Raw genomic sequence first — 21547 nt, 5'->3', positions numbered from 1 at the left:
AATCTAGCTGATCCTGAGCAAACCGGCTTCACGCAGCGCAACATGCGCCGCGGGCGACGCGCTGCTAGCGTACGCATTTGGAACGATCCAAATGGAGCCTCCGATGGCCGTCCGCCTGTCCTGCCTTGCCTTCGCCCTGGCCCTTGCACCCGGCCTTGCCCTTGCGGCCGCCGGCCACGCGGGCGAAGTCGACCCGCGCATCGGCACCGGCGGCGACGGCCACACGTTTCCCGGCGCCACGGTGCCCTTCGGCATGATCCAGCTCTCGCCGGACACGGCGATGCCGGACTTCAAGCACGCCTACAAGTGGGCGGCCGGCTACCAGTACGGCGACGACAGCATCCTGGGCTTCTCGCACACGCACTTCTCCGGCTCGGGCCACTCGGACCTGGGCGACGTGCTGGTGATGCCCATCGCGGGCGAGGTGAGGCTGGAGCCGGGCGATCCGGCCAAGCCGGGCAGTGGTTACCGCTCGCGCTTCGACCATGCCACGGAAGTCGCGCAGGCCGGCTACTACGCCGTGACCCTGGCCGATTACGGCATCCGTGCGGAACTCACCGCCGGACGCCGCGTGGGCTGGCACCGCTACACCTTTCCGAAGGGCAAGAGCGCGCACCTGCTGCTGGACCTGCGCCCGAGCATCTACGACTACCCGGGCAAGGTGCTGTGGTCGCGCCTGCAGGTGCACGACGACGGGACGGTCACCGGTTGCCGCACCACCCGTGGCTGGGCGCCGGGGCGCGAGCTGTGCTTCGCCATGCGCTTCAACCAGCCGATCACCGCGCGCACGCTGTACGACCGCGAAAACGACGTGGTCTACAAGGGCTTCAAGGGTCCGGGCAACCAGCCGGTCGACCGCGATGCGCAGAACGGCCGCGCGCTGGTCGGCGTGTTCGACTTCGGCAGGCTCGCCAGGCCGCTGGAAGTGAAGGTGGCGATCTCGCCGGTCAGCGCCGCCAATGCCGTGGCGAACCTCGACGTGGACGGCAAGGGATGGGATTTCGACGCCCGCCGCGCGCAGGCGAAGGCGGCCTGGGACAAGGCGCTGGCGGTGATCGACATCGATGCATCGGCCATCGTGCGGAAACAGTTCTATACGGCGCTCTACCACGCCATGCTCTCGCCCACGCTGAGCATGGACGCCAACGGCCAGTACCGCGGGCCTGACCACGCCGTGCACCAGGCCGACGGCTACGAGTTCTACTCGACCTGGTCGTTGTGGGACGTCTACCGCGCGCAGCAGCCGCTGATGGTGTTGCTCAACCCCGAGCGCAGCACCGACTTCATCCGCTCGCTGATCGCCGCGCGCGAGGCGAGTCCGTTCGGCATCCTGCCGGTGTGGGCGTACCAGGGCCTGGAGACCTGGTGCATGATCGGCTACCACGCCGTGCCGGTGATCGCCGACGCCTGGATCAAGGGCGTTCGCGGCTTCGACGCCGGCAAGGCGCTCGATGCGATGGTCGCCAGTGCCACGTACGGGCCCTACGGTGACCTGGCCGACTACATGAAGCTCGGCTACGTGCCGATCGACAAGGAACCCGAAGGCGCCTCCAAGACGCTCGAATACGCTTACGACGACTGGTCGCTGGCGCAGATGGCCAAGGCCATGGGGCGCAGCGACGTCGCCGCCACCTTCGAAAAGCGCGCCGGCAACTGGAAGAATGCGTGGGATCCCAAGACCGGCTTCATGCGCGCACGGCTGTCCAACGGGACCTTCCGCGCGCCGTTCGACCCTGCGGCCGCGGGCTACGGCACTGACTACACCGAGGGCAACGCCTACCAGTATTCCTGGTACGTCCCGCAGGACGTGCCCGGGCTGATCGAAGCAATGGGCGGAGACGCGAAGTTCATCCAGCGACTGGACGAGGTGTTCGACGCAAAGATCGACCCGGCCCACTTCAAGCACGTGGAGGACATCACCGGCCTGATCGGCTGGTACGCCCACGGCAACGAGCCCAGCCACCACATCGCCTACCTGTACGATTACGCCGGCGCGCCGTGGAAGACGCAGCAGCGGCTCAAGCAGATCATGGACAGCCAGTACGCCGCGCGGCCGGACGGCCTCTCGGGTAACGACGACCTCGGCCAGATGTCGGCCTGGTATGTGTTCACCGCGATGGGTTTCTATCCGGTGACGCCCGCCAGCGACGTCTACGCCATCGGCAGGCCGTTCGTGGAGCGGGCCTCGCTGCACCTGACCAACGGCAGGGATTTCACGATCAGCGCCGCGCCGCTGGATGATGCGCACCCCTACGTCGGCGAGATCACGCTCAACGGCAAGCCGCTGGCCAAACCGTTCCTGCACCACGGGCAGATCCTCGCCGGCGGCGAGCTGCACTTCCGCATGCAGGCGCAGCCGGCGCGATGACGCTGGTTGAACCCTCTTCCCGGAGCGGAGAGGGAGCAGCGCGGTGTGCGGGCCAGGCGCCTCGGGGCGCGCGCTGTTGAACCTTTTCCCTCCGGGGGGAGGGGGCGGTCGCACGCCAGCCATCACCCGCCCCTAACGCGCCGTAGGCTTTCATTGCACGTTTACCGGCCGAGGGGCGATAGGCCGTAAGCTCCGCTGGTCCGACGCGCCGTGAGGAATCCTCTCCGCATGCCCAGCCGCCATCGCGCCCTGTTGCCCGAGCTCCGCCGCGGTCTGCACCGCTGGCGGGTACCGCGCTGGCGCATGGCCGGGCTGCTGTGCGCGGTGCTGGTGATCGTGCTGTTGCCTTACCTGGCCACCCGCACCAGCCACGACGATGCGATGGAAGCGGGGCAACTGGTCACGCATTCCTCCGAGGTCAAGTCGCTCACTTACCGCATTGCCTACGTCACCCGCAGCAGCGAGGCGGCGATCTTCCGCCTGCTCGAGGGTGCCCGCGAACCGGGCCTGGTCGACAAGGCGCGCCAGGCCGGCAACGACGTACCCGCGCTGCTCGGGCAGTTGAGCGACATGACCCGCGACAACCCCACCCAGCAGGCGGCGATCGGCTCGCTGGGCAACGTGGTGAACGGGCGGCTGGCGTTGCTGGAGCAGGCGCTCACGCGGATCCAGCAGGGCGACCGCGCCGGCGCAGTGGCGGCGCTGCATGACGCCGGCACGCTGTTTCCGATGGACGGGCAGATCGACACCGTGGTGCGTAACGAAGGCACGGTGTTGATGGAACGTCGCGCGCACGCCCGGCGCAGTGCCTTCGAAAGTGCGCTGGTGCTGACCATCACCTCGATCGCACAGGTGGTGTTGCTTTCGATCATCGTGTTCGTCTCCGAACGCCAGATTGCCCGCCGCATGCGCGCCGAGACGCGCGAGGGCCAAGCCGTGCGCCGGGCACAGATGATCGTGCAGGCGGTGCGCGAGCCGATCGCACTGCTCAATGCGCAGCTGTGCACGCTGTTGGTGAACACCGCCTTCAGCGAGTTGTACGGCCTGCCGCAGGAGGAACAACGCGAGCTGCGCCCGCTCCAGGAAGTGGGCGAGGGCGCCTGGACCGATGGCGCGCTGCTGCAGCGCCTGCGCGACGTGCTGCTGCATGACCGCGAACTGTGGGACTACGAACTGGTGCAGCGTACCGTGGGCGGGATCGACCGCCACGTCATGGTCAACGCCCGCCGCCTGCAGCAGCATGAGGGCGAGCAGCCGGTGTTGCTGCTCACCGTCAGCGACGTCACCGCGCGCGCACTGGTCGAACAGCAGGTGAAAGAACTCAACCGCCAGCTCGAAGGCAAGGTCGCGCAGATCTCCGACGTCAATCGCGAACTGGAGGCCTTCAGCTACTCGGTCTCGCACGACCTGCGCGCGCCGCTGCGCCACATCGCCGGCTTCACCGGCAAGCTCAAGCGCCACATGGACGAGCACCTGGATGAGACCTCCGCCCACTACCTGGACGTGATCTCCACCTCCGCCACGCGCATGGCGCAGCTGATCGACGATCTGCTGGTGTTTTCGCGCCTGGGCCGCGGCGCACTCCGGTTGCAGGCGGTGGACATGCAGTCGCTGGTCGACGAGGCGCGCGCGCTGGCCGAGTCCGAAGCGGCCGATCGGACCATCGAGTGGACCATCGGGCCGTTGCCGATCGTGATCGGCGACGAGAACATGCTGCGCACCGTCTGGCAGAACCTGATCGGCAACGCGGTCAAGTACACCGGCCGGCGCGAGGTGGCGAAGATCGCCATCGACATGAACCGTGACCGCGATGGTGAATACGTCTTCACGGTGGCCGACAACGGCGCGGGTTTCAATATGGAGTACGCCGGCAAGCTGTTCGGCGTGTTCCAGCGCTTGCACCGTGCCTCCGAATTCCCCGGCAACGGCATCGGACTGGCCAACGTGCGCCGCATCGTCGCGCGCCACGGCGGCCGGGTTTGGGCCGAAGCCGAACCGGACCGCGGCGCAAGCTTCCACTTCTCGCTGCCGGCCACTGAACTGGCCGAAGCGCGCACCACGAGGCTTTCGTCATGAACAACCGCCACCTGGGTCCCGTGCTGCTGGTCGAAGACAGCCTGGCCGACGCGGAGATGGCCATGGACGGGCTGCGCGAGGCCAACCTGGCCAATCCGGTGGTGCACGTGGAAGACGGCGTCGACTGCCTGGACTACCTGCAATGCCGAGGCCCCTGGCAGGGGCGCGAGGATATTGATCCGTCCGTGATCCTGCTCGACATCAAGATGCCGCGCATGAACGGGTTGGAAGTGCTGACCCGGCTGCGCGCGGACGAGCGGTGGCGGCTGATCCCGGTGGTGATCCTGTCCTCCTCGCGCGAGGAAAGCGACCTGGCGCGCAGCTGGGACCTGGGCGTGAACGCCTACGTGATCAAGCCGGTGGACGTGGACCAGTTCTTCGAGGCGGTGCGGACGTTGGGCCGCTTCTGGGCCGTGCTCAACCAGTTGCCGGAGCACGAATGACTTTGGGTGCTGGACGACGGAACGAAACAGGAGCGCAATAGACTGCATGCCCAACGCCACCACACGCCCGCTGCCCACCATTCGCATCCTGCAGGTCGAGGACGACCCGATCGATGCGGAGCTGATCCAGGCGGAACTCGACGCGGACGGAATCGACTATCAGGTGCGGCTGGTCGACGACGAGGCCGGCTACATCGCCTGCCTCGAGGAGTTCCACCCGGACATCGTGCTGTCGGACCTGAGCCTGCCCGGCTTCTCCGGCCAGCGCGCGCTGGAGCTGCTTCGGCAGCATGACGGGGATCTGCCCTTCATCTACGTCTCGGCCACGCTGGGTGAGGAGGCCGCGGTCGAGGCACTGCGCAACGGCGCCACGGACTACATCCTCAAGCAGAATCCCACGCGGCTGGCCAGCGCCGTGCGCCGTGCGCTGGCCGAGGCCGAGGCCGTGCGGGCCAAGCGCCGCGCCGAGGCAGAGCTGATCCGTGCGCAGCGCTTCGAGAGCCTGGCCATGCTCGCCGGCGGCCTGAGCCACGACCTGCGCAACCTGTTGCAACCGCTGCTGCTGGCCGGCGACAGCCTGCAGGACTACCAGGACGACCCGCGCCTGGGGCGCCTGGGCGCGCTGGTGCGCGACTGCGGTCGGCGTGGTCTGCAGATGGTTCAGTCGATGCTCTCCTTCGCCCGCGGCGCGCGGCGCGCCGAGCAGGTGCGCGTGGGCGCGCTGATGGATGCACTGGGCCTGCTGCTGCGCGGCAGCGTGCCGCGTGCGGTGGAAATGGACCTCGTGATCGATGATCGCGAACTGGCTTTCGAAGGCAACCACACCGAACTGCAGCAGGCCTTGCTCAATCTCTGTCTCAACGCGATCCAGGCCATGGGCGAGGCCGGGGGCAATCTGCGCATCGAAGCGTGCGAGTGCGAGTTGGCCGAGGACTTCTTCCTGCAAGGCGAGCAACCGCATCCAGGCCGCTACCTGCGGCTGACCGTCGCCGACACCGGGCCGGGCATGTCGCCGGAGGTACGCGAGCATCTGTTCGAGCCGTTCTTCACCACCAAGGAAAGCGGCACCGGCCTGGGCCTGCTCTCTTGCCAGCGGATCGTCGCCGGGCACAACGGCGTCATGCGCCTGGACAGCGAACCGGGCAAAGGCACCGCTTTCCACCTCTACATCCCGATCGCGGAACCGGATGTCGAGGCGGCGGTACAGGAGGAGCAGGGCGAAAGCCTGATGGGCGAGGCCGAGCGCGTGCTGGTCGTCGTGGAGGAGGCCGGTCCGCTGTCGTTGCTGGTCGACATCCTCGACGGCTACGGCTACCAGCCGCACGCCAGCCAGAGCGGCACCGCGGCGCTGCAGTGGATCGAGGCCCACGGCGTGCCCGACCTCGTGGTGATGGATGCGGACATGAACCTGTTCACCGGCGTGCGCACGTTGGCGGCGCTGATCGAGCACGGCTATCGGCGCTCGGTGCTGCTGCTGGCGCGGCCCGAGGCGCCGCCGGATCTGGAGGAGTTGCCCAGGCTGGACCGGCTGTACCTGGTCGACAAGCCGATCAACACGCAACAACTGCTGCGGACGATGCGGCAGGCGCTGGGCGGGCAGGAGACGGAGGCGAGCGAATAGCCGCCTCTCCCCCAGGCCACCGGGGGTGAGGGGGCGGCATTGTTTTATGGGGTACCGGCGGGAAGCACATTCCCCGCGAGCGCCGGCCCCTCACCCCAACCCTCTCCGCGGAGGGGAGAGGGAGCCAAGTGCGGCGCTCGCGCCGGCACCACCTAACCCGCCAAGTGCCTCCCTTGCCTCATCTCCCGAGCGCCCGCGGTAAAGCGGCGGCAGCTCCTCTAAGAGCAAGAGGCCTACCAAACAGGGCGCACAGGCACCTAGCTTTTTAGCTACCCGGTACTTAGCCAGGCCATTTCTTTGGTTACTTTCTTTGGGCCCGCAAAGAAAGTGACCCGAGCGCCGGCAGGCGATCGGAAGCCCGCCGCAGGCGAGCCCAGTCGCGGAGAGGCCGCGCAAGAACGACAAGCAAGGCAGCGCTCCTGCAGACAGCCCCGCGAGCCCCGGCCCCTCACCCCAGCCCTCTCCCCGGAGGGGAGAGGGAGCAGAGTGCGGCGGACGGGCACAATCGCGCGTTCTTCCCGCTTCAGCTCCCGAGCGCCGGCAGGCGATCGGAAGCCCGCCGCAGGCGAGCCCAGTCGCGGAGAGGCCGCCCAAGAACGACAAACAAGCGAACAGCTACGGCGGGCATTCCCGCGAGCCCCTCGTCCTCACCCAGTCCTCCCCAGAGGAAAAAGCCGCAAAAAGCGTCAGTCGATGCCCAGCTTCTTGAGCTTGTAACGCAACGCGCGGAAGGTGATGCCAAGCTTCTTCGCCGCCGCCGTCTTGTTGTAGCGCGACTCTTCCAGCGCCTTGATGATCGCCGTGCGTTCGAGATTGCTGATGTAGTCGTCCAGCGGCACGCCGCTCCCCGGCCCGGTCGCATGTGGCACCGCCGGTTGCGCGGCGACCGCGGCGCCCGGTTGCGGCGCGTGCATGGCGGCATGCGCGGCATTCATCGGTTCGGGCTGGCGCAACGGCCGTTGCGGCAGCATGAGGTCATCGGCGCCGATGATGTCGCCATCGCACATCGCCATGGCGCGCTCGAGGATGTTTTCCAGCTCGCGCACGTTGCCGGGAAAGTCGTATTCCTCCAGCGCCTGCTGCGCATCCGGCTTCAGCCGGCCGGGTGTGCCGCCACTCTTGGCGGCCAGCGAGCGCAGGATGAAGGAGGCCAGCTGCGGCACGTCACCGCGGCGCTCGCGCAGCGGCGGCACGCGCAGTTCGATCACGTTGATGCGGTAGAACAGGTCCTGGCGGAACTGGCCCTGTTCGACCAGCCGGGCGAGATCCTTGTGGGTAGCCGAGAGGATGCGCACGTCCACCGGCACTTCCTCGCGCGCACCGATCGGACGCACCGCCTTTTCCTGGATCGCGCGCAGCAGCTTGACCTGCATGTGCAGCGGCAGTTCGGCCACCTCGTCCAGGAACAGCGTGCCGCCATGGGCGGCCTGGAACAGGCCTTCCTTGTCGGCGCCGGCGCCGGTGAAGCTGCCCTTCTTGTGGCCGAAGAACTCGCTTTCCATCAGCTCCGAGGGGATCGCGCCGCAGTTGACCGGCACGAACGGCCCGTTGGCGCGCGGGCCCTGCTCGTGGATCAGCCGCGCGACCAACTCCTTGCCCACACCCGATTCGCCGGCGATATAGACCGGCGCCTGGTTACGCGCGAGCTTGGCGATGGTGGCGCGCACCTGCTGCATTGCCGGCGAGTCGCCGACCAGCCGCCCGGCCGCGCCGGTGGAGGCGGCGCCGCCACCGCTCTTGCGTTCCTCGGCCAGTTGCAGCGCGGTGCGTACCAACCGGCGCAGCATCTGGATGTCGACCGGCTTGGAGACGAAGTCGAAGGCGCCTGCCTTGAGCGCGTTCACCGCCGCGTCGACGTTGCCGTAGGCGGTGATCATCGCCACCGGCGTGTCCGGGTGGGTGGCAGCGATCAGCTCGATCACCTCGTGGCCCGTGCCGTCGGGCAGGCGCATGTCGGTGAAGCACAGATCGTAGCTGCGTTCGCCCAGCGCCCGGCGGGCCTCGGCCACGGTGCCCACCGCCTCCACCTGGAGGTCCATGCGACCGAGCGTGATGGTGAGCAGCTCGCGGATGTCGCGTTCGTCGTCGATGACCAGGACGGTCTGTGCGGACATGGTTCTCTTCGTCAGGCGGTAACAACGAAAGGGTATAGCAGTTTGGCGGTTCTGTGCTCTGCTCCGGGGCAGGAAATGGCGTGATTACGCGCTTCACGCCTTTGCTCCCTCATCCCTTCGAGGAGAGGGTGGGGTGAGGGGCCGGGCTCGCCTGGAACTACGGCTGGCTCGGTAACGCCGGGGAGAAGATCGCGAAAGCCGGCTTCAGCTTTTCTCTGGCGGGGGGCTGGATTAATTTTCCCGCGAGCCCCGGCCCCTCACCCCAGCCCTCTCCCCGGAGGGGAGAGGGAGCAAGCTTAGGCCGCATCCCCGCCGTCGGCCGGGTGCCTTGCCGGCGGCGTGAGGGTCAACCGGAAGCAACTGCCGCCGCCGGCCACGCGCACGTATTCGAGCGAGGCCTGGTTGGCTTCGCTCATCTGCCTGGCCAGGTACAGGCCCAGCCCGGTGCCGTACTCGTGCGTGGTGTAGAACGGCTCGAAGATCTGTGCCGCCACCTTCGGCGCGATGCCCGGGCCGCGGTCGATCACTTCCAGGATGGGCACGCTGTGTTCGCCCTGGCGCACCACCACCATCACCCGCGCCGGTTCACCGGGCATGCGGCCGTAGCGCAGGGCGTTCTGCACCAGGTTCCACATCACCTGCTGCAACTGCTGCGGATCGGCCACCGCGGCCACCGGCACGGACCCGGTGATCACGCGCAGCGAGTCGCCGCCAATGTCGTTGCCCTGCTTGTATTCCTCCACGAACCCGTGGGCCCAGCGACCCAGGTCCAGGGTTTCCGGACGCGAGCGCTCCCGCCGCGAGAGCTGCAGGATGTTCTCGATGATCTCGTTCAACCGTACGCAATGGTTGTTGATGATCTCCACCATGCGCGCGTCGCTGGAGGTAAGTTCCTTGGATTCGGCCAGCAGCTGCGCCGAGTAGCGGATCGCCGCCAGCGGGTTGCGGATCTCGTGCGCGATCGAGGCGGACAACCGCCCCAACGAGCTCAGGGTCAGCTCTTCCGCACGGCGCGAGAGCAGCGAGGTGTCGTCCAGGAAGATCAGTACGTGCGAGTCGTCGTTGGGTGCCAGGCGGGTAAAGCGCGGCACCACTTCCGGCACACCGTCGGCCAGCTGCGTGGCGGTCTCGTCCAGCTTGCCGGAGGTCATCCAGTGGTACAGGCGGCGCGAGAGCTCCGGCGCCAGCTTGCCCAGGTCGCGCTGGTCGGCCGGCGGATTGCCCAGCAGCATCCAGGCCGACTCGTTCAACTGGTGGATGCGGTTGGCATCGTCCACCAGCAGCACGCCGGTCTTCATGCGCCGGATGATCAGCTCGTTGACCTGGGACAGGTTGGCCAGGTCCAGGCTGCGTTGCTCGGCCAGTGCCTCGGTGGCGCGCAACTGGCGTCCCAGCACGTGGCAGAGCGTGGTGGTGGCGAAGTACGCCACGCCCAGCAGGCCCGATTCGAGCAGATCGCCGTCGCCCGGGGCCTGCACGATCAGCGTGTGCCCGAGCATGCCCAGCGTGGCCAGCGCGGCGAAGAAACACGAAAGCCGCAGCGGCAACACCAGTGCGCCGGTGGAAAGGTTCACCGCCAGCATCATCGCGATGCCGATGCGCGCCTCGTGGATCAGCCAGGCCGCCAGCACCGCCACCATGATGTCCACCACTAGCGCGCCGGAGACCACCAGTCGTGCGTTGGCCATCGCGTTGCGGGTCTGCACCAGCATGCCCAGCGCGAACAACAGGTAGACCCCGATCACCACGTAGGCCAGCACCGGCTGGTCAACGGTCGGCCAGGTCAGCCGGGGCGAGCTGAGCGCCAGGCCCGTGTAGACCAGCGCCTGGGCCAGCCGGAAGTAGTTGAGGAAGAACAGTTCGTGGCGGATTGCCATCGCCGCCGGGCGGGCGGGCTGGAAAACGGGCGGTTCGGCGGTAGGTATCGTGGAAGGCACGTTGACGGCTTCGACGCGGCGTTCGTCCGAGTATAGACAGGCCGGCGCGCGCCGCCAGCATCGCGGCGCACGGATGGGCCGGCACGGGCGGCACTTTCCATGAAGGCCGCCTTTGCGCGAAAATGCCCGGCCGTATTGCGCGATTCGTGCCCGGTTGACTCCAGGCAGCGCGCACTGCACGCCGGCAGCGTGCTGAAAGCCGCCGTCCGACCTCTCCCGCGTCCACGCTGCCTTAGCGCGCGTGCGGCCCGATACGTTTTCCAAGTTCGCTCGAGGTATAGGAATGAATTTCCACGAGTACCAGGCCAAAGAGCTGTTCGCGCAGTACGGAATTACCGTGCCGCCGGGCAAGGTTGCCAACTCCCCCGACGCTGCCGTCGACGCCGCCAAGGCGCTCGGTGGCTCGCAGTGGATGGTCAAGGCGCAGATCCACGCAGGCGGCCGTGGCAAGGCCGGTGGCGTCAAGTTCTGCAAGAGCCTCGACGACGTGCGCGCTGCCGCCAAGGGCATGCTGGGCACGAACATGGCGACCTACCAGTCCGCCGGCCGCGCGCTGCCGGTCAACCTGGTGCTGGTGACCGATGCCACCAACATCGCCAAGGAGCTTTACCTCTCGGTGCTGGTGGACCGCGACTCGAAGGCGATTTCCTTCATTGCCTCCAAGCACGGCGGCGTGGACATCGAGCAGGTCGCCCGCGACACGCCCGAAGACATCCACACGATCGTCGTTGATTTCGTCGAGGGGTTGCAGCCCTACCAGTGCCGCAACCTCGGCTTCGCGATGGATCTCAACGCCAAGCAGGTCAACCAGCTGACCAAGATCATGCTGGGCCTGTACAAGCTGTTCAACGAGAAGGACCTGTCGCTGGTCGAGCTCAACCCGCTGGCGATCCTCGAGGACGGCAACCTGGCCGCGCTCGACGGCAAGGTCAACTCCGACGACAACGCCGACTTCCGCCATCCCGAGCTGGTCGCCATGCGCGACCTGACCCAGGAAGACCAGGCCGAAGCGGCTGCCGTGCAGCACAACCTCAACTACGTGACCATGGACGGCTCGATCGGCTGCATGGTCAACGGCGCGGGCCTGGCGATGGCCACCATGGACGTGATCAAGCTGGCGGGCGGCGAGCCGGCCAACTTCCTCGACGTCGGCGGCGGCGCGACCAAGGAGCGCGTGACCGAGGCGTTCAAGCTGATCCTCTCCTCCGACAAGGTGAAGGCCATCCTGGTCAACATCTTCGGCGGCATCGTGCGCTGCGACCTGATCGCCGAGGGCATCATCGCCGCCGTGAAGGAAGTGGGCCTGACCATCCCGGTGGTCGTGCGCCTGCAGGGCACCAACGTGGAGAAGGGCCGCGAACTGCTGGCCAACTCCGGCCTGGCGATCACGCCGGCCGACGATCTCAACGACGCGGCGCAGAAAGCCGTGGCCGCCGCGAAGTGAGGAGCGAGAAAGCATGAGCGTTCTGGTCAACAAGAACACCAAGGTGCTGGTGCAGGGCTTCACCGGCCAGCAGGGCACCTTCCACGCCGAGCAGGCGATCGACTACGGCACCAAGATCGTCGGCGGCGTGACCCCAGGCAAGGGCGGCAGCCAGCACATCGGCCTGCCGGTCTTCAATTCGATGGACGAGGCGGTCGCAGAGACCGGCGCGGACGCGTCGGTGATCTTCGTGCCGCCGCCGTTCGCGGCCGATTCGATCATGGAAGCGATCGATGCGGGCATCCGCGTGATCGTGGCGATCACCGAGGGCATCCCGGTGCTGGACATGCTGCGCGTGAAGAACGTGCTGGCGCAGCATCCGGAGACCGTGCTGATCGGGCCGAACTGCCCAGGCGTCATCACCCCGGGCGAGTGCAAGATCGGCATCATGCCGGGCCACATCCACAAGCCGGGCAAGGTCGGCATCGTGTCGCGTTCGGGCACGCTCACCTATGAAGCGGTGTTCCAGACCACCAACGAGGGCCTGGGCCAGTCCACCTGCATCGGCATTGGCGGCGACCCGATCAACGGCCTGAACTTCATCGACTGCCTGAAGCTGTTCCAGGACGATCCGCAGACCGAAGGCATCATCATGGTCGGCGAGATCGGCGGCAGCGCCGAGGAAGACGCCGCCGAGTTCATCGGCGAGTACGTGACCAAGCCGGTGGTGTCGTTCATCGCCGGCGCGTCGGCCCCGGCCGGCAAGCGCATGGGTCACGCCGGCGCGATCATCTCCGGCGGCAAGGGCACCGCGGCGGCGAAGTTCGCGGCGCTGGAGAAGGCGGGCGTGACGACCGTGAAGTCGCCGGCCGACCTGGGCAAGACGCTGGCGAAGTTGATGAAGTAAGCGCGCGATTCTGCGCACGACAAAAGGCCACGCGAGAGCGTGGCCTTTTTTTGTCTCTCTCCGTTCCGGAGAGAGGGGCGAAGAGCCGGGGCTCGCTGGAGGGCACCATGGCAGCGAGGCGTCCTTGATGCCTCCCCGCAAGGCTTCCCCATCCGCCCTTCGGGCACCTTCCCCCGCAGGCGGGGGAAGGATCGGGACGGCGCGTCTGGCACGAGCATGCGGAGAAGCCGGCACGGCATGGTTGTGATCCTTCCCCCGCGGGCGGGGAAGGATCGGATGGCGCCTCTGGCGCGAGCATGCGGAGAAGCCGGCATGGCATGGTTGTGATCCTTCCCCCGCTTCACGGGGGAAGGTGCCCGAAGGGCGGATGGGGGAAGCCTGCCTCAGCCCCGGCTTTTCGAGCCTCTCACACCCCTCGCTTATCATGTGCGCCTCCCACCACCGCGCCCCCAGATGACCACCCAACTCCGCCTCGCCCTGGCCCAGTTCGACTTCCCCGTCGGCGCCGTCGCTGCCAACACCACGAAGATCCGCGAACTGATGACCCAGGCGCACGCCGGCGGTGCGGACCTGGTGGTGTTCCCGGAGTTGGCAATCAGCGGCTACCCGCCCGAGGACCTGCTGATCCGCCCGAGCTTCCTGCAGGCCTGCAACGAGGCGATCGTCACGCTGGCGCACGGCACCAACGGCCTCGCTGCGCTGGTCGGCTTCCCGCACAGCGAGGGCGAGGTCTACAACGCCGCCGCATTGCTGCGCGAAGGCCGCATCGAATGCGTCGCGCACAAGCAGGCGCTGCCCAATTACGGCGTGTTCGACGACAAGCGCTACTTCCGCCCGGGCCACGCCAGCGCCACCGGCATGGTCAACGGCGTGCGCGTGGGCTTCCTCGTCTGCGAGGACATCTGGGAGCCTGAGCCGGCCGCGCAGGCCGCGCGCTCCGGTGCCGAGCTGATCGTGGTAATCAACGCCTCGCCGTGGGACGACGCCAAGCAGGCCACGCGCGAGGCATTGCTCACCGCGCGTGCGAAGGAGACCGGCTGCGCCATCGTCTATCTGAACCTGGTCGGCGGCCAGGACGAAGTGGTGTACGACGGCGCATCCATGCTGGTCAACGGTGACGGCACGATCGCCGCGCGCGCGCCTGCCTTCGTCGACGCGTTGCTGTGGGCCACCTTCGAGCCGTCCACACGCACGCTGAGCGCCGAGGGCTGGCCGGTCGCCGCCGACACCCGCCCGGAGGCGACCCTGTACGCCGCGCTCGTTCGCGGCATCCGCGACTACATCGACAAGAACGGCTTCCCCGGCGTGTTGCTGGGCCTTTCCGGCGGCATCGACTCGGCGCTGACCCTGGCGCTCGCGGTCGACGCGTTGGGCGCCGAACGCGTCACCGCGGTGATGCTACCCACCCGCTACACCTCGAAACTGTCGCTGGATGGCGCGCGCGACCAGGCCGAGCGCCTGGGTGTGGCCTACCACGTGATCGACATCGAGCCGACCTACCGGAGTTTCGTCGCCGCGCTGGCGCCCGCCTTCGCCGGCAAGGCCGCCGACACCACCGAGGAAAACCTGCAGTCGCGCACCCGCGGCGTGATGCTCATGGCCCTGTCCAACAAGCACCACCACCTGCTGCTTGCCACCGGCAACAAGAGCGAAATGGCGGTCGGTTACGCCACCCTCTATGGCGACATGTGCGGCGCCTATGCTCCGCTCAAGGACGTTTACAAAACCGTGGTGTACCGGCTCTCGCGCTGGCGCAACGAGGCCGGCTGCGTGATCCCGCCGGCAGTGATCGACCGCCCGCCCTCGGCCGAGCTGCGCGAGGACCAGACCGACCAGGATTCGCTGCCGCCCTACGACGTGCTCGACGCCATCCTGCAGCGCTTCATCGAGGACGAGCAATCGCAGGCCGAGATCGCCGCCGCCGGCTTCGACCCCGATACGGTGCGGCGCGTCGCCAGCCTGGTGCTGCGCAACGAATTCAAACGCCGCCAGGCGGCCCCCGGCCCGCGCGTCACGACCCGCGCCTTTGGCCGCGAACGCCGCTACCCCATCACCTCCGGCTGGAAATAGCCCTCTAGGAGCGCACCTGTGCGCGACCCCCATCCAGCATGGGCCACGCACAGGCCGCGTTACTGAAAAAAAGGCCGGCGATGCGCCGGCCTTTTTCCTCAATGATGTCCCGAGAAGGGAATCAGCTTGCGCAGCGTCGAAGGCGCATGCGGCCACTTGGGATCGGTCAGGTACGGGTGATCGGGATAGTTGAGCGCCAGCACCTTGCGCACGTTCTCGGCCTGCTCGTTCTGGCCCAGTGCCAGATAGCTGCGCGACAGGATGGCCAGCGCGTCGCCGGTCTGCGGTGCCTGCTGGTAGTGCTCGACCACGTACTGCGCGCGGTCGGCTGCTGCCACGAACGCCTTGTTGCGCAAGTAGAACTCGGCCACGTTGATCTCGTACTGCGCCAGGATGTTGCGCAGGTAGATCATGCGCTGGCGCGCGTCGGCGGTGTAGGCGCTGTCGGGGAAGCGGCGCGCCAGTTCGGCAAAGTCGTCGAACGCCTGCAGGTTGTACGCCTGGTCGCGACGTGCCTGCGAGCCCTCGCGCGAGACGAAGCGCTCGATCACGCCGCTGGTGCGGCCAAAATTGATCAGGCCGCGCAGGTAATAGGCATAATCGACATGCTTCTGGGTCGGATAGGTCTTGATGAAGCGGTTGATCGTCGAGTACGCGTCGTCCGGCTGGTTGTCCTTGTACTGCGAGTAGGCCAGCTCCAGCTGCGCCTGCTCGTTGTAGTCGCCGGACGGAAAACGAGCGATCAGGCGCTGGTAAGCCTTGGTCGCTGCGGCATAGTCGCCGTTCATCACATCGTCGTGGGCGGTGGCGTAGAGCTTCTCCACCGACATCGTGTCGATGGTCTCGCGCTTGTGGCCGAACATCGAGCAGGCGCCCAGGGACAGGCCCAGGACCAGCACGGCGAGCAGTTTGCAGAATAAGCGCATTGGGAATTTTGTATGGATGTGATCGTGGGGATGATAGCCCAAACCGCCAGCCACCCGCGGAGGGCGGCATGACCGTCATCCGGCACGAGGGTCAGGTCCCCCTGTCGGCGGCAGGCAGGCGCTTCGACCAGGCGTTGGCCGAGATGTTCCCCGACTATTCGCGCTCGCGTCTGGCTGCGTGGATCAAGGCCGGGTCGGTGACGCTCGATGGCGTCAAGGCGCCGCCGCGCCAGCTGTTGCGCGGTGGCGAGCAGGTGCGGCTGGAGGCCGAGCTGGTCAACGAGGTGGAAAACGCGCCCGAGGCCATCGACCTGGTCGTCGTACACGAGGACGAGCACCTGCTGGTGCTGGACAAGCCGGCCGGCCTGGTGGTGCATCCGGGCGCCGGCAACCCGGCCGGGACGCTGCTGAACGCGCTGCTGCACCACGACGCCACGCTGGCCGAACTGCCGCGCGCGGGCATTGTGCACCGGCTGGACAAGGACACCTCCGGGCTGATGGTGGTGGCCCGGTCGCTGGCCGCGCATACCGCGCTAGTGGACATGCTGTCGCGCCACGAGGTGGAGCGGCAGTACGAAGCAGTGGTGCTCGGCACGCTGGTGGCCGGCGGCACCGTCGACGCGCCGATCGGCCGGCACATGGGCGACCGCCTGCGCCAGGCCGTGCGCGACGAGGAGGACGGCAAGCACGCCGTCACCCATTACCGCCTGCGCGAACGCTTTCGCGCGCACAGCCTGATCCAGTGCAACCTGGAAACCGGCCGCACCCACCAGATCCGCGTGCACATGGCGCACATCCACCATCCACTGGTCGGCGATCCGCTGTACGGCGGCAGCCTGCGCCTGCCCAAGGGGGCGACGCCGGAACTGGTGGCGGCGTTGCGCGGCTTCCGTCGGCAGGCGCTGCATGCCGAGCGGCTGGCCTTCGAGCATCCGGCGACGGGCGAAGCAATGGCTTTCGAGGCGAAGCGCCCGGCGGACTTGGACGCACTGATCGCAACGCTGCATGCCGACGCGCTGGAGCCGCGCGAGCCGTAGCCCGCAACGCGGGCCTTCCACCGCCGGGAGGCATGCACGGGCGCGCTATGCTTGCCGCTCCCCCGAGACGGCCATCCCCATGACCGAACCCTGGATCCTCCCCGACTGGCCCACGCCGCGTGGCGTGCATGCGGCCGTGACCACGCGTCATGGCCCCGGTATTTCCACGGGCGCCTATGCGCGCTTCAACCTGGGCCTGCGCAGTGGCGACAGTCCCGAGGCGGTGGCGAGCAACCGCGACGCGCTGGCCCACGCACTCGATCTGCCGTCCGAACCGCGCTGGCTGCGCCAGGTGCACGGCACCACCGTCGCGCAACTGGGACCGCTCGCCAGCGATGAAGAACCCCAGGCGGATGCGGCCGTGGCGCATCTGTCCGGCACCGTGCTGGCGATCCTCACCGCCGACTGCCTGCCGGTATTGTTCTGCAGCGAGGACGGCGCCCGCATCGGCGCCGCCCATGCGGGCTGGCGCGGCCTGGCCGCGGGCGTGCTGGAGGCGACGGTCGACGCGATGGGAATGGCGCCAGCGCGGCTGATGGCGTGGCTGGGGCCTTGCATCGGCGCACCTTCCTATGAGGTAGGTGAGGAAGTGCGCGCGGCCTTCGTGGAGCGGAACGCGCAAGCGTCCACCTGCTTCACCGCGACGCGGCCCGGCCACTGGCGCTGCGACCTGGCCGGCCTGGCGCGGCAGAAACTGGCCGCCGCTGGCGTGACACGTGTCCACGGCGGCGGCTTCGACACGCGGGTCGACGAGCGCTTCTATTCCTACCGCCGGGACGGAGCCAACAGCGGTCGTTTCGCGAGCCTGATCTGGCGCGATTGAAGTAGGGTGGGCTTCATCCCACCGCCACCTCGCGACGAGGGAGGGTGGGCCTCAGCCCACCCATCGCCCGCCTCAACCCACGGAAGGAATGCTCGCCACGCCTGCCTCGATTGCCGCGCGGTGCATCGCGCAGCGCGGCAGCATCCGGGCAAAGTAGAACCGAGCGGTATCCCGCTTGGCCTGCTTGAACGCCGCGGACTGCGCGCTACCCTCAGCGGCTGCCACGCCGCGCGCCCACATGTAGGCCAGCGCCACGTAACCGGAGTAGTAGAGGTAGTCCACCGCCGCCGCGCCCAGTTCTTCCGGGTTGGCCTGCGCGCGCTCGGCCAGCGCCATCGTGAGCGCCTGCCACTCCTTGGCCGCCTTCGACAGCGGTCCGATGAATTCGCCCAGCGCCGCGTCGCCCGCGTGCTGCTGGCAGAAGCCGGCGATCTCCTCCAGGAAGTGGCGGAAGCCCGCGCCCTTGAGCTGCATGATCTTGCGGCCCAGCAGGTCCATCGCCTGGATGCCGGTGGTGCCCTCGTAGAGCGTGATGATGCGGGCGTCGCGCACGAATTGCTCCACCCCGTTCTCGGCGATATAGCCGTGCCCGCCGTAGACTTGCACGGCCTCCTTGACGCTCTCCTGCGCCAGCTCGGTGAGCACGCCCTTGACGATGGGAATCAGGAACGCCACCAGCTCGCCGGCCTTCGCCCGCGCGGCCTCGTCGGCGGCGCGCTCCTCGACGTCCAGCTGCAGCGCGGCGTACAGCATCAGCGCACGGCCGCCCTCGACGATGGCGCGCTGGGTCAGCAGCATGCGGCGCACGTCCGGATGCACCACCAGCGGGTCGGCCGGCTTGTCGGGGTAGGCCGCGCCGCTCAGCGCACGGCCCTGCAGGCGCTCGCGCGCATAGTTGAGGCTGTTCTGCCATCCGCGCTCGGCCAGGCCGATGCCCTGCACGCCGACCGCCAGGCGAGCCGCGTTCATCATCGTGAACATGCCGAACAGCCCCTTGTGCGGCTGGCCGATCAGCCAGCCTTCGGCGCCATCGAAGTTCATCACGCAGGTGGGCGAGCCGTGGATGCCCATCTTGTGCTCGATCGCACCGGCGGCGACCGCGTTGCGCTCGCCCATGGAACCGTCGCGCGCGACCTTGAACTTCGGCACCACGAACAGCGAGATGCCACGGCTGCCGGCCGGCGCGTCGGGCAGGCGGGCCAGGACCAGGTGCACGATGTTCTCGGTGAGGTCGTGCTCGCCGGCGGTGATGAAGATCTTGGTCCCGGTGACGCGGTAGCTGCCGTCCGCGGCGGGTTCGGCGCGGGTCTTGAGCAGCCCCAGATCGGAGCCGGCCTGCGGCTCGGTCAGGCACATGCTGCCGCACCAGCGGCCCTCGACCATCGGCTTGAGGAAGACTTCCTTCTGCCAGTCGTCGCCGTGCAGCTGCAGCGCGTGCGCCGCGCCCTGGCTGAGCAGCGGGTAGTTGCCCCAGGCAAGGTTGGCCGAGTCGAGCATTTCCTTCATTGCCACGCCGATGACTTCCGGCAGTGCCTGGCCGCCTATCGTCTCGGGCATGGTCAGGCCGGCCCAGCCGCCTTCGACGTAGGTGCGGTAGGCCTCCTTGAAGCCCTTCGGGGTAGTGACCGTGGCGGTGGCCTTGTCGAAGTGGCAACCCTCGGCGTCCCCGGAGGCGTTGAGCGGGGCGAGCACCTGCTCGTTGAAGCGCGCCGCTTCCTCCAGCACCGCATCGAGCAGATCGCGGGTGTGGCCCTCGCCGCCGGCCAGCGGCGTCAGCGTGGCCTCCGCGCGGAACAGGTCGTGCAGCACGAAGCGCATGTCGTCGAGCGGGGCCTTGTACATCGTCATCGGAAGTTCCTCGGATCAAGCGTAGGGCGGGGTTTCAGCCCGCCATTGCGGTGTGTGCGGGGGGCGGTCAGCGCCAGGTGTTGGCGATGCCCGGTACCGGCGAAAGCCAGTCCTTGCCGGAGAAGTCGAAATCGCGCGGCGCCTTCTCCTGCTCCGGTTTGGCTCGAACGCTGCCGGAGAGCGTGTAGGGCAGGGCGCCGGCACTGCCCTTCGCGGCGCTGGCCGCCAAGGCCTTGCCCATCGCCGGTGTCGGCAACACGTCGATCTGCACCGAGTCGCCAGCGAAGGCGGGGATGTCGCGCTCGAAGTTGCCGTGCACGCGCACCGGCACGCTGTCGGCCATCGCCAGTTGCGCGTCGAGCGCGCTGAAATCCATGCCGGCGTAGCTGTTGTTCTGGATGCGCACGGTCAGCCGCCAGGCGCCGCCGGGCGCAAGCTCCAACTGCTGGATGCTCACGGTGGGCGGGAACACGCTCTTGCGGGGCGGGCCGCAGGCGATCAGGGCGAGGGCCAGCGACAGCGGGACGATCCAGCGCAGGAAACGCATCGTGGGATTCTCCAAACGATCGTTCGAATTCCCGATTCTAACCACAGCCGCCCGGTTCGCGTCAGCCGACCGGCGGACGCGACGGTTGGCGTGGTTTCGCGGTGCGCGGCGAACGGGCATCATCAGCGTCTTTCGCCCCAGGGTTCCCCACGCATGTCACGCCGCTACGTCGCCCGCCGCTCCCCCATCCACGGCAATGGCGTGTTCGCCACCGCGCCGATCAAGAAGGGCGAGGAGATCGTCGAGTACAAGGGCACGCTGATGACCCACGCCGAAGCCGACGACATGTACGGGGACGGTGGCGAGACCGGGCACACGTTCCTGTTCACGCTCAACGACGACTACATCATCGACGCCAACCGCAAGGGCAATACCGCGCGCTGGATCAACCACAGCTGCGCGCCGAACTGCCGCGCCGTGGTGGAGGAAAGCGAGAGCGGCAACCCGCGCAAGGACCGCGTGCTGATCGAGGCCATTCGCGACATCAAGCCGGGCGAGGAACTGACGTACGACTACGGCATCGTGCTGGACGTGCCCTACACCGCGCGGCTGAAGAAGCTGTGGCAGTGCCTGTGCGGCTCGCCCAACTGCACCGGGACGCTGCTCAAGCCCAAGCGCTGATCGCGGGCGCTAACGCCCGGATGACATGCGCAAGACGCCTTGCGCATGCACCACGCGCCATCCTCCCCGCTTCGTTCGCAGGAGGATCACCATGACGCCATCGAAGAAGCTCAGCGGCCGCGCCATCGCCGTGCTCGCCACCGACGGGTTCGAGTATTCCGAACTGACCGAGCCCAAGCGCCTGCTGGAGGAGGCCGGCGCGGACGTCCAGGTGGTCGCGCCTGGTGATGCCAAGGAGATCAAGGGCTGGAAGGGCGGCGACTGGGCCGGCAGCGTGCCGGTGGACATGAAGCTGGAGGAGGTCGATGCCTCCGATTTCGACGCACTGGTGCTGCCCGGCGGCGTGATCAATCCCGACAAGTTGCGTACGCAGCCGGCCGCGGTCGAGCTGGTGCAGGCGTTCGCCAAGGCGGGAAAGACGGTGGCAGCGATCTGCCATGGGCCGTGGACGCTGATCAACGCGGGGCAGGTCGACGGCCGCAAGGTGACCTCGTGGCCGTCGCTGAGGCAGGATCTGGAAAATGCCGGCGCGAAGTGGGAGGACCGCGAGGTGGTGCGCGACGGCAACCTGATCACCAGCCGCAAGCCCGATGACATCCCGGCGTTTGCCAACGCGGTGATCGAGGCGCTGGCGGCCTGAGTCCGGGGGCTGCCCGCAAGACTTCCCCCATCCGCCCTTCGGGCACCTTCCCCCGCGCGCGGGGGAAGGATCGGTAGCGTGCCTTCCAGCCAGGTCCTTCCCCGCGCGCGGAGGAGAAGCAGCTGGCGCGGCCTCCAGCGTGAGCC

16 protein-coding genes are annotated in these 21547 nt (G+C 68.0%); 11 read left to right on the top strand and 5 right to left on the bottom strand.

The window, feature by feature from the left end; genetic code table 11:
* Positions 1 to 91: 91 nt before the first annotated feature.
* The 4 genes from ACFWZ3_RS04425 to ACFWZ3_RS04410 all read left to right on the top strand — a co-directional run bounded on the left by ACFWZ3_RS04425 (position 92) and on the right by ACFWZ3_RS04410 (position 6508).
* Positions 92 to 2368, top strand: coding sequence for a GH92 family glycosyl hydrolase (locus ACFWZ3_RS04425; protein WP_439706569.1), 2277 nt, complete (start codon positions 92 to 94; stop codon positions 2366 to 2368).
* A 303-nt stretch (positions 2369 to 2671) separates the two neighbouring features.
* On the top strand, positions 2672 to 4444 hold the full coding sequence (locus tag ACFWZ3_RS04420) for an ATP-binding protein (RefSeq protein WP_439706601.1): 1773 nt from the start codon (positions 2672 to 2674) through the stop codon (positions 4442 to 4444).
* Positions 4441 to 4887 carry a response regulator gene (locus ACFWZ3_RS04415; RefSeq protein ID WP_439706568.1) on the top strand — a complete coding sequence of 149 codons (447 nt, stop codon included), beginning with the start codon at positions 4441 to 4443 and terminating at the stop codon, positions 4885 to 4887. Before ACFWZ3_RS04420 ends, ACFWZ3_RS04415 begins: the two co-directional genes overlap by 4 nt.
* Positions 4888 to 4933: 46 nt before the next feature.
* Entirely contained in the window at positions 4934 to 6508 is a 1575-nt protein-coding gene (locus ACFWZ3_RS04410) for a response regulator (RefSeq protein ID WP_439706567.1), read from the top strand.
* 686 nt (positions 6509 to 7194) lie between these two features.
* On the opposite strand, the gene ACFWZ3_RS04405 is transcribed toward ACFWZ3_RS04410, so the two are convergent.
* Together ACFWZ3_RS04405 and ACFWZ3_RS04400 are read right to left on the bottom strand one after the other, a co-directional pair.
* Positions 7195 to 8622, bottom strand: a complete 1428-nt coding sequence (locus tag ACFWZ3_RS04405) for a sigma-54-dependent transcriptional regulator (protein WP_439706566.1) — start codon at positions 8620 to 8622, stop codon at positions 7195 to 7197.
* A gap of 296 nt (positions 8623 to 8918) precedes the next feature.
* Positions 8919 to 10499, bottom strand: coding sequence for a sensor histidine kinase (locus tag ACFWZ3_RS04400; RefSeq protein ID WP_439706565.1), 1581 nt, complete (start codon positions 10497 to 10499; stop codon positions 8919 to 8921).
* 343 nt (positions 10500 to 10842) lie between these two features.
* Between ACFWZ3_RS04400 and sucC the strand changes: the two genes are divergently transcribed.
* The 3 genes from sucC to ACFWZ3_RS04385 all read left to right on the top strand — a co-directional run bounded on the left by sucC (position 10843) and on the right by ACFWZ3_RS04385 (position 14959).
* Positions 10843 to 12003 (top strand): ADP-forming succinate--CoA ligase subunit beta, encoded by a 1161-nt coding sequence (gene sucC, locus ACFWZ3_RS04395; protein ID WP_439706564.1) that lies wholly within the window; start codon positions 10843 to 10845, stop codon positions 12001 to 12003.
* A gap of 13 nt (positions 12004 to 12016) precedes the next feature.
* Positions 12017 to 12889, top strand: coding sequence for a succinate--CoA ligase subunit alpha (gene sucD, locus ACFWZ3_RS04390; protein WP_439706563.1), 873 nt, complete (start codon positions 12017 to 12019; stop codon positions 12887 to 12889).
* Between the two features lie 453 nt (positions 12890 to 13342).
* A complete protein-coding gene (locus tag ACFWZ3_RS04385; protein WP_439706562.1) occupies positions 13343 to 14959 on the top strand; it encodes an NAD+ synthase in 1617 nt (538 codons plus the stop codon).
* Between the two features lie 98 nt (positions 14960 to 15057).
* On the opposite strand, the gene ACFWZ3_RS04380 is transcribed toward ACFWZ3_RS04385, so the two are convergent.
* Positions 15058 to 15885 carry an outer membrane protein assembly factor BamD gene (locus ACFWZ3_RS04380; RefSeq protein ID WP_439706561.1) on the bottom strand — a complete coding sequence of 276 codons (828 nt, stop codon included), beginning with the start codon at positions 15883 to 15885 and terminating at the stop codon, positions 15058 to 15060.
* A gap of 68 nt (positions 15886 to 15953) precedes the next feature.
* On the opposite strand from ACFWZ3_RS04380, the gene rluD reads away from it, so the two are divergent.
* Together rluD and pgeF are read left to right on the top strand one after the other, a co-directional pair.
* The gene (gene rluD / locus ACFWZ3_RS04375) at positions 15954 to 16922 is read left to right on the top strand and encodes a 23S rRNA pseudouridine(1911/1915/1917) synthase RluD (RefSeq protein ID WP_439706560.1); all 969 of its coding nucleotides are present in this window, start codon (positions 15954 to 15956) and stop codon (positions 16920 to 16922) included.
* A 79-nt stretch (positions 16923 to 17001) separates the two neighbouring features.
* Positions 17002 to 17745, top strand: a complete 744-nt coding sequence (gene pgeF, locus ACFWZ3_RS04370) for a peptidoglycan editing factor PgeF (RefSeq protein WP_439706559.1) — start codon at positions 17002 to 17004, stop codon at positions 17743 to 17745.
* A 72-nt stretch (positions 17746 to 17817) separates the two neighbouring features.
* On the opposite strand, the gene ACFWZ3_RS04365 is transcribed toward pgeF, so the two are convergent.
* On the bottom strand, positions 17818 to 19593 hold the full coding sequence (locus tag ACFWZ3_RS04365; RefSeq protein WP_439706558.1) for an acyl-CoA dehydrogenase C-terminal domain-containing protein: 1776 nt from the start codon (positions 19591 to 19593) through the stop codon (positions 17818 to 17820).
* A gap of 67 nt (positions 19594 to 19660) precedes the next feature.
* On the bottom strand, positions 19661 to 20140 hold the full coding sequence (locus ACFWZ3_RS04360; RefSeq protein ID WP_439706557.1) for a hypothetical protein: 480 nt from the start codon (positions 20138 to 20140) through the stop codon (positions 19661 to 19663).
* Between the two features lie 153 nt (positions 20141 to 20293).
* Here ACFWZ3_RS04360 and ACFWZ3_RS04355 point away from each other — a divergent pair, with 153 nt between their 5' ends.
* Both ACFWZ3_RS04355 and ACFWZ3_RS04350 read left to right on the top strand, forming a co-directional pair.
* Entirely contained in the window at positions 20294 to 20761 is a 468-nt protein-coding gene (locus ACFWZ3_RS04355) for an SET domain-containing protein (RefSeq protein ID WP_439706556.1), read from the top strand.
* A 91-nt stretch (positions 20762 to 20852) separates the two neighbouring features.
* Complete coding sequence (locus ACFWZ3_RS04350) at positions 20853 to 21401, top strand: type 1 glutamine amidotransferase domain-containing protein (RefSeq protein WP_439699570.1); 549 nt, start codon at positions 20853 to 20855, stop codon at positions 21399 to 21401.
* Positions 21402 to 21547 lie beyond the last annotated feature (146 nt).

This window comes from Frateuria sp. GZRR35, from assembly GCF_051900415.1.
GTDB lineage: Bacteria > Pseudomonadota > Gammaproteobacteria > Xanthomonadales > Rhodanobacteraceae > Frateuria_A.
This window is presented reverse-complemented; position numbering and strand designations above follow the sequence as displayed.

Coding starts and splice junctions, on each gene's coding strand:
- ACFWZ3_RS04420 (WP_439706601.1), top strand. CDS start 2,672: ATGGCCGGGCTGCTGTGCGCGGTGCTGGTGATCGTGCTGTTGCCTTAC.
- ACFWZ3_RS04360 (WP_439706557.1), bottom strand. CDS start 20,140: ATGCGTTTCCTGCGCTGGATCGTCCCGCTGTCGCTGGCCCTCGCCCTG.
- ACFWZ3_RS04385 (WP_439706562.1), top strand. CDS start 13,343: ATGACCACCCAACTCCGCCTCGCCCTGGCCCAGTTCGACTTCCCCGTC.
- ACFWZ3_RS04415 (WP_439706568.1), top strand. CDS start 4,441: ATGAACAACCGCCACCTGGGTCCCGTGCTGCTGGTCGAAGACAGCCTG.
- sucD (WP_439706563.1), top strand. CDS start 12,017: ATGAGCGTTCTGGTCAACAAGAACACCAAGGTGCTGGTGCAGGGCTTC.
- ACFWZ3_RS04365 (WP_439706558.1), bottom strand. CDS start 19,593: ATGACGATGTACAAGGCCCCGCTCGACGACATGCGCTTCGTGCTGCAC.
- sucC (WP_439706564.1), top strand. CDS start 10,843: ATGAATTTCCACGAGTACCAGGCCAAAGAGCTGTTCGCGCAGTACGGA.
- ACFWZ3_RS04405 (WP_439706566.1), bottom strand. CDS start 8,622: ATGTCCGCACAGACCGTCCTGGTCATCGACGACGAACGCGACATCCGC.
- ACFWZ3_RS04400 (WP_439706565.1), bottom strand. CDS start 10,499: ATGGCAATCCGCCACGAACTGTTCTTCCTCAACTACTTCCGGCTGGCC.
- ACFWZ3_RS04380 (WP_439706561.1), bottom strand. CDS start 15,885: ATGCGCTTATTCTGCAAACTGCTCGCCGTGCTGGTCCTGGGCCTGTCC.
- ACFWZ3_RS04350 (WP_439699570.1), top strand. CDS start 20,853: ATGACGCCATCGAAGAAGCTCAGCGGCCGCGCCATCGCCGTGCTCGCC.
- ACFWZ3_RS04410 (WP_439706567.1), top strand. CDS start 4,934: ATGCCCAACGCCACCACACGCCCGCTGCCCACCATTCGCATCCTGCAG.
- pgeF (WP_439706559.1), top strand. CDS start 17,002: ATGACCGAACCCTGGATCCTCCCCGACTGGCCCACGCCGCGTGGCGTG.
- ACFWZ3_RS04355 (WP_439706556.1), top strand. CDS start 20,294: ATGTCACGCCGCTACGTCGCCCGCCGCTCCCCCATCCACGGCAATGGC.
- ACFWZ3_RS04425 (WP_439706569.1), top strand. CDS start 92: ATGGAGCCTCCGATGGCCGTCCGCCTGTCCTGCCTTGCCTTCGCCCTG.
- rluD (WP_439706560.1), top strand. CDS start 15,954: ATGACCGTCATCCGGCACGAGGGTCAGGTCCCCCTGTCGGCGGCAGGC.